14 protein-coding genes and 1 pseudogene are annotated in these 12,069 nt (G+C 42.6%); 6 read left to right on the top strand and 9 right to left on the bottom strand.

Annotation, left to right across the window (positions count from 1 at the left end; translation table 11 throughout):
- The first annotated feature begins 32 nt into the window (after positions 1–32).
- Complete coding sequence (locus tag CES82_RS02885; protein WP_098823824.1) at positions 33–383, top strand: hypothetical protein; 351 nt, start codon at positions 33–35, stop codon at positions 381–383.
- Between the two features lie 300 nt (positions 384–683).
- Here CES82_RS02885 and CES82_RS02880 read toward each other — a convergent pair whose 3' ends face one another.
- Positions 684–1,253: a hypothetical protein gene (locus CES82_RS02880; RefSeq protein ID WP_098823823.1), complete on the bottom strand. Its 570-nt coding sequence runs from the start codon at positions 1,251–1,253 to the stop codon at positions 684–686.
- Between the two features lie 104 nt (positions 1,254–1,357).
- Positions 1,358–1,735 (bottom strand): annotated as a pseudogene (locus tag CES82_RS12840) (C40 family peptidase); the annotation flags it as partial.
- 492 nt (positions 1,736–2,227) lie between these two features.
- Here CES82_RS12840 and CES82_RS02870 point away from each other — a divergent pair.
- Entirely contained in the window at positions 2,228–2,416 is a 189-nt protein-coding gene (locus CES82_RS02870; RefSeq protein WP_098823821.1) for an LBP_cg2779 family protein, read from the top strand.
- 94 nt (positions 2,417–2,510) lie between these two features.
- Here CES82_RS02870 and CES82_RS02865 read toward each other — a convergent pair whose 3' ends face one another.
- Both CES82_RS02865 and CES82_RS12445 read right to left on the bottom strand, forming a co-directional pair.
- Positions 2,511–3,005: an O-acetyl-ADP-ribose deacetylase gene (locus CES82_RS02865; protein ID WP_098824009.1), complete on the bottom strand. Its 495-nt coding sequence runs from the start codon at positions 3,003–3,005 to the stop codon at positions 2,511–2,513.
- A 10-nt stretch (positions 3,006–3,015) separates the two neighbouring features.
- Positions 3,016–3,192 carry a hypothetical protein gene (locus CES82_RS12445; protein ID WP_180245639.1) on the bottom strand — a complete coding sequence of 59 codons (177 nt, stop codon included), beginning with the start codon at positions 3,190–3,192 and terminating at the stop codon, positions 3,016–3,018.
- 194 nt (positions 3,193–3,386) lie between these two features.
- On the opposite strand from CES82_RS12445, the gene CES82_RS02860 reads away from it, so the two are divergent.
- On the top strand, positions 3,387–4,226 hold the full coding sequence (locus CES82_RS02860) for a DegV family protein (protein WP_098823820.1): 840 nt from the start codon (positions 3,387–3,389) through the stop codon (positions 4,224–4,226).
- A gap of 458 nt (positions 4,227–4,684) precedes the next feature.
- Here the strand turns inward: CES82_RS02860 and CES82_RS02855 are convergent, their stop codons facing one another.
- Both CES82_RS02855 and CES82_RS02850 read right to left on the bottom strand, forming a co-directional pair.
- Positions 4,685–5,023: a hypothetical protein gene (locus tag CES82_RS02855; protein ID WP_098823819.1), complete on the bottom strand. Its 339-nt coding sequence runs from the start codon at positions 5,021–5,023 to the stop codon at positions 4,685–4,687.
- A 12-nt stretch (positions 5,024–5,035) separates the two neighbouring features.
- Positions 5,036–6,202 carry a hypothetical protein gene (locus CES82_RS02850; RefSeq protein ID WP_098823818.1) on the bottom strand — a complete coding sequence of 389 codons (1,167 nt, stop codon included), beginning with the start codon at positions 6,200–6,202 and terminating at the stop codon, positions 5,036–5,038.
- A 132-nt stretch (positions 6,203–6,334) separates the two neighbouring features.
- Between CES82_RS02850 and CES82_RS12440 the strand changes: the two genes are divergently transcribed.
- Positions 6,335–6,487 carry a hypothetical protein gene (locus CES82_RS12440; RefSeq protein WP_180245638.1) on the top strand — a complete coding sequence of 51 codons (153 nt, stop codon included), beginning with the start codon at positions 6,335–6,337 and terminating at the stop codon, positions 6,485–6,487.
- A gap of 373 nt (positions 6,488–6,860) precedes the next feature.
- Positions 6,861–8,138, top strand: coding sequence for an O-acetylhomoserine aminocarboxypropyltransferase/cysteine synthase family protein (locus CES82_RS02845; protein ID WP_098823817.1), 1,278 nt, complete (start codon positions 6,861–6,863; stop codon positions 8,136–8,138).
- A 134-nt stretch (positions 8,139–8,272) separates the two neighbouring features.
- Here the strand turns inward: CES82_RS02845 and CES82_RS02840 are convergent, their stop codons facing one another.
- Together CES82_RS02840 and CES82_RS02835 are read right to left on the bottom strand one after the other, a co-directional pair.
- Complete coding sequence (locus tag CES82_RS02840) at positions 8,273–8,959, bottom strand: YjjG family noncanonical pyrimidine nucleotidase (protein ID WP_098823816.1); 687 nt, start codon at positions 8,957–8,959, stop codon at positions 8,273–8,275.
- Positions 8,960–10,411 (bottom strand): MFS transporter, encoded by a 1,452-nt coding sequence (locus CES82_RS02835; RefSeq protein ID WP_225364825.1) that lies wholly within the window; start codon positions 10,409–10,411, stop codon positions 8,960–8,962. It abuts the gene before it with no gap.
- 165 nt (positions 10,412–10,576) lie between these two features.
- Here CES82_RS02835 and CES82_RS02830 point away from each other — a divergent pair, with 165 nt between their 5' ends.
- Positions 10,577–10,945, top strand: coding sequence for a hypothetical protein (locus CES82_RS02830; protein WP_098823815.1), 369 nt, complete (start codon positions 10,577–10,579; stop codon positions 10,943–10,945).
- A gap of 244 nt (positions 10,946–11,189) precedes the next feature.
- Here CES82_RS02830 and CES82_RS02825 read toward each other — a convergent pair whose 3' ends face one another.
- The gene (locus CES82_RS02825) at positions 11,190–12,005 is read right to left on the bottom strand and encodes a hypothetical protein (RefSeq protein WP_098823814.1); all 816 of its coding nucleotides are present in this window, start codon (positions 12,003–12,005) and stop codon (positions 11,190–11,192) included.
- Positions 12,006–12,069 lie beyond the last annotated feature (64 nt).

Genomic DNA, 12,069 nt, shown 5'->3' with positions numbered 1-12,069 from the left:
ATTTATAATATAGTTTAAAGAAGGTGATCATTATGGCTCGAAAACCACTTAAATTCACGACAGCATTCGGCGTGACCGTAATGGTTCTAGGCGCGTTACTCGAACTAGGTGCATTTTTCTATCACTTGGGCAGTATGGTAAGCGCAGAAACGGTATTTACAGGTGCCATTGTTTTGACTATCGGTCACGCGTTTTACGGTATCGACAATCTCTTTTTATCCTTGCTACTAACCTTTTTCAGTTCAATCGGAATTGGCTACTATGTTTTCGTTCAAACAACTAGCTGGCTATGGACAATCGTTGCTGCAATCGCGTTCTTTGCCTTTATCGTTACCCTGTTTGGATTTAGATCATCAATTCGTAAAAAACACGGTATGTGGTAATTTACTAGGTACCAGTCTTAAAACAAACAAGCAAAGCTGTGGCATAAGTCTATATTGATAAGAATTTCATTTGGTTTCTTGACTTAAAGACAATTTAAAGTTTGCTTTTGTTCAATACTTTAATCTAGTCTAAACCTGCGCCACAACTCAGATTCCGGCCATTTAACGCAAAAAAGCGTATTCCGACAAAGTAAACGGAATACGCTTTTTTGCGTTAAATTCTGGAATCTACCGAGTTGTGTCACACTCTCGCTTGTTTGTTTTTATAGTCAAAATTTGAGTTGCAAAGCAGTCCTATTTTTAATACGCATTACCAACCACCACGTAATTAACACCGCCGTCAACTGATTTAAGTAACTGGCCCTTCGCATTGGTCTTAAACCACGCAATTGTTGGACTGGTACTTGGATCCGCACCCTTAGCTTTCATATTGGGTGACTGATGATTTTCCTGCACCTGAACCGTATAAATGCCAGACCCCGCTTGATTGAACTGAAAGCTCAAATCCTGAGGAGCATATTGACCACTGAGTAACCGAGAGATTCGGCTAGCAAGCATTTGCTGCGTCACTGCAGGATGATTTTGAGTGACATCGGCTTGAGAACTTTGGGTCTTAGCCTGCGTTTTAGCAGTGGTTTGGTTGTTCTGTCTTTTCTCACTTGGTTGCTCAGATTGGGCAGATGATTCAGCCACTGGTTTGGTTGAAGAATCACTTGTGGAACTACTACTGCTGCTACTGTTAGTTTTAGGTTTAGCTACTTCAGTTGTCTTTGATTCCTTTGATGCTGAATGTGACTTGGTTTGTGAGCCACACCCGCCAAGCAATCCTAAAACAGCCATTGGTAACACGATCTTGATTAACGTTTTCATCGCTTATCATTGGGCAAATTCATCCCACTGAATCTGCCGCTCCCCCCTTACTTATTTACGCCCATTATATCATGAGTGCAAATAAGTAAGCGGGATAGCGATTATTACTTGACAGTCCCTGCAAAACTTGGCATGAAGTAACTGCTAATCGTCTCAACATCCACGTTCTGGCCTGGTTGAGGCGCTGCTACAAACTGGTTATTGCCAATATAAATGGCAACGTGATGAGTCGCACCAGCCGACCCCCAGAAAAGCAGGTCCCCTGGTTTAGCTTGAGAGACGGGTTTACGATTGACCTGACCCTCTTGAGTCACCGTATAGTGACCCAAGTGAATATTGGCAGCATGGGCATAGACGTAATCCGTTAATCCGGAACAATCCATACCGTGCAATGATTCACCACCCCAGACGTAAGGAATATTCATGGTGGCTAACTTCTTCGCTAAATTAACCACTGCCTTGGCTTGAGACGTGGTGGCAGTTTCCCCATCATTAGCAACGGTAGCAGAACTACTAGTTGACTGAGTCGTATCAGCGGTCTCGCTACTATTATCAGTACTTCCTTCAACGGCATTATGAGCCGCTCTTGTAGCTTCTTGGTTAGGGAGTGCCTGAATAGTTGCGGCTGAAGCCGTAGTAACCGTTGCACCAAACAATGAAACGGTGGCTGTCAGCATTAGTAAACTGTGTTTTAAGTTCATAACTATCACCTCATATTAATTATTAATATTTACAATGATACAGGAGCAACATCACGAAAAGATTACAGTGCAATTGATTTTATGTAACTTTTTTCACTTGTTTATTGGTCTACCTGCTCTATCAATGGGTTTTAGGTGACTTCAGTTCGCTTTTAAATTCTGGTTTATCGATCATCCAAACTTCTAATTCTTTGGCGGACTCCCAAAAATCGTTTATAATGAACCTAGGTTTAGTTGTGTTTAGTTTTAAGTCATATCAGGTGGAGGTATATTATGGAACAAGAAGTAAACGGTATTGCAGAAAAAATCATTCAATATCAAAAGAAACATAATCTTACAGATACTGAACTGGCCTTAAATCTTCACATTACAGTTGAACGGTTACACAATATCAAGTCAATGGAAAGTGACCCAACGACTGAAGAAACTGCGGTACTAAATCATTTTATCGGTGCAAACTAATTTATCGGGGTCAACATCAATGAACACGATACAAGTATCACAGTATAAACGAAACAGCTTGTCAATCAGATATTTCCTGATTAACAAGCTGTTTTTAGTTTGCCATTGCTTTGTTAAAAGCGTCATACGTTTTTTGATCAAACGCCACCATCGTCACTTGAAGCGGTGCGTCAAACTTTCGAATGGTTGATACCGCAATCTTGCAGGCTTTATCTAAAGGATAACCGTAAATTCCCGTGCTAATAGACGGAAACGCCACGGTTTGACAATGATTCTCCACCGCCCGCTTCAAACTATTCTCATAACAGCTACGCAACAACTTAGGTTCCTCAAAAGAACCATCACGCCAAATTGGTCCTGGTGTGTGAATGATAAGTCGAACTGGTAAGTTAAACCCCGGCGTCACTTTTGCATCACCTGTTGGACAGCCATGCAGCTTTCGGCAGGCAATATTCAGCTCAGGTCCCGCTGCTCGGTGAATGGCACCGTCAACGCCACCGCCACCTACTAAACCTGTGTTAGCAGCATTAACGATAGCGTCACCCTTAAAGGTTGTAATGTCACCTTGAATTAATTTAAGATCCGCCACGTTGAACACCTCACTTCTTTTTCCTAGACCACCAATGTTTCTTTTGCTGTTTCGTCTGAGACTTTTTCTCCTGCGCCATTCGTTCCATCCCAACTCGCATCGGATTAGAAGCTAAATCGTTGAGGTTTAACGGCTTTTTCGCTGGTGCTGGTTCGTCAGGCGTATCGTTCTTTTGGGACTCAGTCATTTTTTAACCCCATCTTTCATGTTTTGCTGATTTTACGGTATAATGTGCCTAGTGCGTATAATTAAGTATACCGCCAAACTTGGAATTGGTGAAAGACGATGTCCCATAGTTTATGGCATTGATTTTATAGAATCAAAATCAAGCAACGCGTCTTGTTAAGGATACGTTGAGTAATTCACTAAAGAGGTGGACTTATGTCTATTCAAATCGTAACGGACTCAACGGTTCAGTTAACTGCTGAAGAAATGGCAACCTTGCCGATTACCGTGGTACCGTTGATCGTTCGTTTAGGTAAACAAGAATTTTTAAACGATGGTGTTCAAATCACCAACGCCCAGTTTCTGAGTCATTTAGTCAATGATGATGAACTTCCTAAAACCAGCCAGCCCTCAATTGGTCAGTTTTTAGAGGCTTTCAATCGGCTGGGTGAAAATGGCGACGAAGTTTTATGCCTCAATCTGACTCATTTTTTGAGTGGAACGGTCAACGCCGCTCGACAAGCAGCAGAAATTTCCGAAACTAAAGTCACCGTTGTTGACTCAAAGTCAATTGACCGCGGACTAGCGTTTCAAGTGATCACTGCGGCTAAATTGGCTAAGAATGGTGCCCCAATGGATACCATCCTAAATGCCATTGAACTACACCGTTCCCACACTGAGATTTACGTTTTTCTCAACACACTTGAAAATCTCATCAGGGGTGGCCGAATTAGCAAGGCGGCTGGTGGTATCGCTAACCTGTTGAACATCAAAGTCATGGCAGAAGTCAAAGACGGCGAACTCAGAGTGGCGGCTAAAGGGCGTGGCAAACGGTTTATCCGTAAAGAAATTGCCGACCTAGTGGAACGAATCAAGACCGTTGCACCAGCTAAAGTTGGCCTGACACACGTGGATAATTTGACTCAGGCAAGTGAAGTGGCCAACCAAATTAAGGCGGCCTTACCAAACACATTGGTCACCATTCATGAAGCTGGGCCAGTGATCAGCACCTATACGAGTGTGGGTGCGTTGGCGATTGAATTTTATACGGATTAACTACAGAGTGCGAAAACAAGCGTTTAAAGAGTGGAGAATAAGGCACAGCCAACAGAAATCCCGGGTTTGGATTTTTGTTGGCTGTGCCTTATTTGCAACTCTTTGCTTGTTTGAGCACGTTTTTGGAGAGTGTGAAACGCGGCGTTTAGAGACCGGAGTGTAACAAGGCCCGCCAAAAATCCCGGTTTTGGTGGGCCTTGTTACATGCAGGTCTCTGCCGCGTTGAACACGTTTAGGGAAAATGTTTCAAACTCAGTTTCTGACCATTTAACGCAAAAAATGCCAATTCCGGCAAAGTTCGCTTGGAATTGGCATTTTTACGGTATATTCTGGAATCTCTCAAACGTGCTCACCAAGGCAGAGACCTGCACAGAACATCACCCCACCACAAATCCGAGTTCGGGATTTATGGTGGGGTGATGTTCTGCTTCAGTCTCTAAGCGCCTTGGTTCACACTCTCATTGCGGTCGATTCTGTTTAACAGCTCGATTACGTTGGCTATTTTCTTCATGCTGACGTTCCTGCTGTTCTTTTTTAAGCCGCTCGATTCGCGCTGCTTCAGCCTTTTGTGCTTTATCTTTTTCGATAATTTTGATTTTATGATGGTTATACAAACCCAAGAGTCCAAAAGCGATGATCACCTGAAAGGGAAACGCGATAAAGGTCGTCATCGAATATGGCTGATGCGTAAATTGCGGAGATAGTAAATCGTAAAGAATCAATAAAATCGCCATTGGCGCAATAACCGCCATGGTGTCCTTGAACCACTTCGGCATTTTCTGCCATTTTTCCAACAAAGGAGATCCCCCCTAAAGTTCGCCTTGATTACGTAACTGTTTTTCAGTTAACATGGCATCCAAATAATCGAAGGCCACTTCATCAATTTCGTTTAAATCAATCAGCGTACCCATTTTATCAACTACGGTACCCTGCTCGACTGCGTGAAAAATAATTTCGTTGCCGCCAAATTTACTAATATAACCGGTAATATTTTCATCATCCGTCAACTGTAGCCGGATCACCCGGTGAAACTTGCCGGCCTGACTGAGTACTTCTTGAAATAAATTATCCGTACCGTCAAATAACCGTTCATCGTTGACTCCTGTCTGTGCAGTCACTCCTAACGTATCATCTAACGTCATGTAGGTTTTCATCACTGATAAGTAATCAGACTGCGTCGTAATCTGGGCAATGGCAGTAAACTTAACCAACCAATAACCACCAAATTGACCGGTCATATCAACCAGGTTCACCACCACGCAATCCTCACCAACCGTATTCACTCGGCCGACGAAGAACATGCCCTCATCTGCCACCGGCTTAATGGAAAGCAGCTGCTGGGTTTGTTCTGCACGATGAAGCACGTCTGAAATACCAGTTAAACTTGATACTGAAACAGTTTTTACGGGTGTTATTGTCTGTAAGAAGCCCATCGCAGCGGTCTGAAGGGTGAGTTCTTTGCCCTCAAATTCAATCAGGGCTACATCGGTAAAATCAAGGGTCAATAATGGGTGCTGATCCAAGTGAAATTTGTTAAACACTTGAAAATCAAAATCCTGTTTTGAGATTCGGACCACTTCACCTTCATGAAGTTCACCACTCTGCTTATCGAGAACCATCACCGCGGCTTCTTCTACCATGGCGTTTTCTAATACTTGCCGAATTAGCGGCCGTTTCGAGTCGAATTCAATGGTCATCTGACCAAAAGAAAAGAAGTGTTCAGCAGTAGCGTTTTCAATCCGATACCGCATATTATCGAGATCATCGCTGTCAAACTCAACAAATTCAATCACATCAAACGTCAGATAAACAGCACCATCTTCACTGCCACTATCATCAAAGGTTGTCAAAATGATGCCAGCATCATCGACAATCTCAACATAACCAGTATAAACAATATCTTGCTTAACCTGATAAACATTCACTAAAGCTTTCCGTTGCAATGCATATTGCAGATCATTCATGATCGAATTCATTGACGCACCACCTCTCTATTCGCTAATGTAACTCATACAACAATGAAACTTTACGCTAATTCAAACCTGAAAACAATCGTTTTGCGTTAAAATGTAATTAAATTTGGATTTCACTCATAAGGAGATTTTAACATGCCAGACAAGTCTCGCAAAGTCGAGGAACATCACAGTTTACCGGAAATTAAAGTGGATATCAAAACGCCACCTAACTCGGGTGGCATGATGGATTGGGGACCCATTTTTGGCTGGTTTAAAAGTTTATTTTCCAAAAAAGCCAAAAAATAATTTGACTTTCCAACCAATACCGACTATATTAGAACACAATTAGATAATGAAAATTTGATGGGAATAGTAACCAATGAGACTTTACACAGCGACCTGCATTTAGTGAGAGGCAGGCATAGCTCGATTTGGTGAATGAACCCAAAATTGATGGTGAGCTGTTCACGCAACTGACCCGCAAGGATGCGTTACTATCCCAAACATCAATAGGTGTTGTTGAGGTAATTCATGTAAGTGAATTACGAAAATGGGTGGTAACACGGCGTTCGTCCCATACTGGCTTTAGGCTGGTATTGGGGTGAACGCTTTTTTCGTTTTCTGATACACATATTTAAGTGCACATCATAAATAAACTAAAAATTAGGGAGAGATTAATATGACTGAGAAAAATTTACATTTTGAAACGAAACAAGTTCATGCAGGTCAAGTTGTCGATGAAACCGGTGCCCGTGCTGTTCCGATTTACCAGACCACGTCATACGTTTTCAAGGATGCTGCACAGGCAGCTGGTCGTTTCGCATTAACCGATCCTGGTAACATTTACACCCGACTGACCAACCCAACCACTTCTGTCGTTGAACAGCGGGTTGCCGCACTTGAAAACGGGACTGCCGGTGTGGCGTTAGCAACCGGTGCCGCTGCCGTAACCGCATCGATTTTAAACGTCGCTAATGCTGGTGACAACATCGTTTCAGCCAGCACGCTTTACGGCGGGACTTACGATTTATTTAGCGTGACACTGCCAAAATTAGGCATCACAACAACCTTTGTCGATCCAGATGACCCACAGAATTTCGCCACCGCCATCGACGACCATACCAAGGCACTTTACATTGAAACCATTGGTAATCCAGGCATCAACTTGATTGATATTGAAGCCGTTGCAAAAGTGGCGCACGACCACGGCATTATTCTAATTGCCGACAATACCTTTGGCACACCCTACCTCATTCAACCGCTGGACCACGGCGTTGATGTGGTTGTCCATTCCGCAACTAAGTTTATTGGCGGCCACGGGACGTCAATGGGTGGTGTCATCGTCGAAAACGGTAAATTCGATTATGCGGCATCCGGCAAGTATCCTGACTTTACTACGCCAGATCCAACTTACAACGGCATTGTGTGGAGTGATTTGGCCCCTGCGGCATTCACTACCAAGGTTCGTGCTCAAACGTTACGTGATACCGGTGCAGCTATCAGTCCGTTTAACTCATTCTTGCTGCTTCAAGGACTAGAAGATCTCTCTTTACGGGTAGAACGCCACGTTGCCAACACTGAAAAGATCACTCAGTTCTTAAACAATCATCCAAAGGTCGCCTGGGTGAACTATCCTGAACTGGCAGATAGCAAGTACCACGCACTCGCCCAAAAGTACTTCCCTAAGGGCACAGGCTCAATCTTTACTCTTGGTCTCAAAGGTGGCGAAGCTGCAGGTAAACAATTAATTGAAAACCTTGACCTGTTCTCTCTGCTGGCCAACGTCGGCGATGCACATTCGCTGATTATTCACCCTGCTTCAACGACCCATGCGCAGTTGAATGAAGAAGAACTGAAAGCCACTGGCATCACGCCTGATTTGATTCGGATCTCAGTCGGAATCGAAAACGCCGACGATTTAATCGATGATTTGAAACAAGCGTTAGACAAGATTTAACCTGATACAAAATACGAAATGAAGTGCAAATTTCTCAGATTTTACTCATTTCTAAACGACAGGTATCATTAAAAACACCGTATATTAAAAGCCGACTACAGCAGTCGGCTTTTTTGATTTCTATGATTTAACGGTTAAGCCACAATCTCTTCCAGTTTTTCAAGCTGATCAATTTCGTACGTTGGCTTAATGTCAGTTTTATTATCCGCATGAGCTGGATTATACCAAACAGAATCCAACCCAAAGCTGGCTGCCCCTTTAATATCAGAGGTTAACGAATCACCAATCACAATGGTTTGAGCTGGTTCATAAGACTGAATGTCAGCCGTCACCCGCTGGAAAAATTCTGGTGCCGGTTTTTGAGCGCCAACTAGTTCAGAGATAAAGACGTTTTTAAAGTAGCGGTCAAAATGAGCTTCAGAAAGCCGCTTTTGCTGCGTCTTAGCAACACCGTTCGTTACTACGTATAAGTCATGATTCCGACACAAATCGTTCAGGACTTCCGGAGCTTGCGGCATCGGCTGGTGTCCTTGCCCCAAATAATAGCGGTAGCGTTCCTCCATTGCCTGACCATCAATACCGGTAATGCCTAAGTGTGAAAAAAGCGTTGTAAACCGCTTAACAAGCAACTTAGGCTTACTGATCTGACCCAATTCAAACTGTTGCCATAAGGCCAAGTTTTCAGCATGATAGAACGCGTAGGTCGTTGTCGTTAATGGTAATTTCAGTTCTTGAAATAACCCTTCCAGCGCTTGCTTTTCCGCAGCTTGAAAATTCAATAATGTATCATCAATATCAAAAAGCAGTGTCTGATATGCCATTTATGATTCACCTTTCGTTGGCCCAGTTGGCCGTTTAATTAAACGATATCCCGTTATCATCGCGGCAATCGCACAAATGATGGCTGCAATTAAAAATGAAACGTGCATACCATAGATAAAAACATCCGGTTGTCCGTTCAGATAAGTGGTCACCTTCGTTCCTTGATAGTGACTCATGGCGCTAAAAAGTACCGTTGTGGAAAACGAAACGCCAACTACCATTCCTAAATTACGCACTAACGCGTTCATCCCACCGGCAATGCCAAGATTTTCGGGATCAACCGCGCTCATAACAATGGTGTTATTAGGCGCCTGAAAAATACCGTTACCGAAACCCACGAAGCCCACGATTGCGGTAAAAAGCCACAACGATGTCGTCAGATCTGTCAACATATACCCAATTTGACTCATCAGAATCAAAATCAAGCCACAAAAGGTAATCAGTTCAGGGCCGATTCGATCTGAGATGGCACCCGCAATTGGCGCCACGATTACTTGCACAATTGGATAAGCCATCAAGATCAGCCCGGCAACATTAGGTTTTAACCCACGGGCATTTTCTAAGTAAAACGGTGAAATGACATTAAAGAAGAAGTTGGTGACGAAAATAAGGAACGCACATAACAAGCTCATCGTAAAAGCACCATTTTTAAATAGACTAAATGACAATAACGGATTAGCCTGATGATTCTCAATGCGGACAAAGACGGCTCCAATCACGATGGCGAAAACAAATAACCCTAAAATCAATGGATTGGTAAAACCAATTTCCTGGCCTAAAAAGATACCAACAAATAGTGACACCATGAACAGCGCCATAGTTACCGCACCAAAACGATCAATTTTTTCGTGGGTTTTAGTGATGTCTGCAGGTAAGATCACTTGGCCAATAATAATTGTCACCACCCCAATAGGAACGTTTAACCAGAAAATATAGCCCCAAGGGAGATGAGACAGTACAATACCGCCCAATCCTGGTCCTGCAATGGCACCCAACGCCACGAACGAACCAATCATACCTAGAGCGCGTCCTCGTTCACTAAAGGGAAAAATTTCGGTAATGATACCGTTATTATTCGCCATGGTCATCGATGCTCCAAGTGCCTGGACCACCCGTGCCGACAGCAGCAAGTAAAAATTGCCGTTAAAGCCGGCCAGCAACGAACCGAAAACAAATAGCAACGTGCCAATTCGAAAAACGTTGATTTTACCCAGTGAATCACCTAGCTTACCGAATAGGAGTAACAGTGCACAGATGACGATCAGGTAAATCGAAACTACCCACTCTGACTGGTTCATTGGAATACTTAAATTCTTTGAAATCACAGGTAACGCAATATTAACAATACTAGCATCTAGTGTCGACATGAACGTAAATAAACCCACCGCCGCTAGAATCCACCAGCGATGTCTTTGAACCCGCTGGTCGGCTACATAATCTTTGCTTGCCACGCTGCACCTTCTCACTTTGAGCTATTTACAATTTTTAAATTTACGCTTTTTTACGGTTTTAATCAAACACTTAATCTACTTACAGCGGTAATTTCCACATCTTTAACGTCGCTTCTTGCTTAACCTGATTTGGACTGCTATTCTATATACTCGAGGTGTAAAAACATGACAGATGATCGTTATTATCAACCCAAAAACGCAAAAGACGCGCTTCGCTACATTGAAAGCTTATTTAATCAGTATGTTCAGGCACCACTAACGATGGAATTAGTTGCCTACCATCAAAAGCTAGTTAAACAGATTCAAGAAGATATCCTTCCAGCAGCCGAAAAAGCAGGTCAAACCATTCAAGTCGAAAACGCTAAACAAATGTTGGCGACCATGCAATCTTGGCTACGTATCCGCATGAGTGGACAGCCATTCGCCGGCAAAATGCATCACTTTAAATTTGAAGCTGATAACGCAAAACCTAAGTTTAAACGTCAAGTCATTAAGGGACGACGGAGTGGTGGTCACCGTTCAGTTCGGCATTAAACTACAAAAGAGATTGTGCCGCAAGTCTATCTTGGTAAGTATTTCAATCCATTTTTAGTTACGCTTAGTCGTAATGAGACCTTGATTCTATACGTCAATATAGCCTAATCGCGCATCAAAACACAGATTCCGGCCATTTAACACAATTAAAGCCTATTCCGAAAAGTACATCGGAATAGGCTTTAATTGTGTTAAACTCTGGAATCTACCAGTTTTGTCACAACTTAATTTGGTCTTTAATAAATCAATGTGCGTTGTATGCCGAAACCAGGTTTTGAAGAGTCTTGGCGACATCTTTGTCAACTTTTTGGGTCACAGCTTTGGTAAAATTAGTGGTGACATTTTGGGTAATTTTATCAGTATTGTCTTTAACATATTTAAGTGCCGCATTTTTGATATCTTGTTGCGCTTCGGGTGTACTTGGATCCCCATTTTTACCATCTTTATAATCTTGTTGGGCACCCTTGTTGATTGCGTCGGTCACTTGGGTAAGATATGCATCATACGCTGCTTTATAGTTTGCGTCATAATTCGCTTTATAAGTCGCTTTATATTCTGCATTAAATAATTTAGGCTTAGCATAAGTTGACGCATAACTCTGCGCTGGTGAACTCTTAGTCACATTGGCCGTGTAAGATTTACCCTTATAACTTGGCAGTAAGCCCGCCTTATACTGATTTAACTTAACTTTATACTTACTGTTACTGTATTTATAGATATCCATCCGGTAAGTCGTCTTATCTAACTTATTCTTATTCATCAAACGATAGTAAGTCGTCAAAGTCCGGTGATTCTTGCTTAACTTATACTTAGTTGGGACAGCATAACGAACAGTAGGTTGCTTAAAGTCACCAAACACAAGGATCTGTGCCTTTTTACTGCCACTTTTAACTGTCTGCCAGTGAAACGCGTAACCGGCTTTTGATACCTTAAAATGACCGCTTGGAACAGACGAAATTTTGTTTGACGCATGTGCTGTGGTTGGTTGCTGCACGGCCACGATGCCACCAAACATTACAGCTATCACAATAAGTAATTTTGTACCAATCTTTTTCATCATTATGATTCCCCCTAAAAATAGACCCATAACATTAACCGAATCATAGCATGTTAAATGTATTAAT

The sequence above is a fragment of the Secundilactobacillus silagincola genome, from assembly GCF_002583405.1.
In the GTDB taxonomy this organism is placed as follows: Bacteria; Bacillota; Bacilli; order Lactobacillales; family Lactobacillaceae; genus Secundilactobacillus; species Secundilactobacillus silagincola.
Note: the sequence above shows the minus strand (reverse complement) of the source record. Positions and strands in the feature narration are given on the sequence as shown.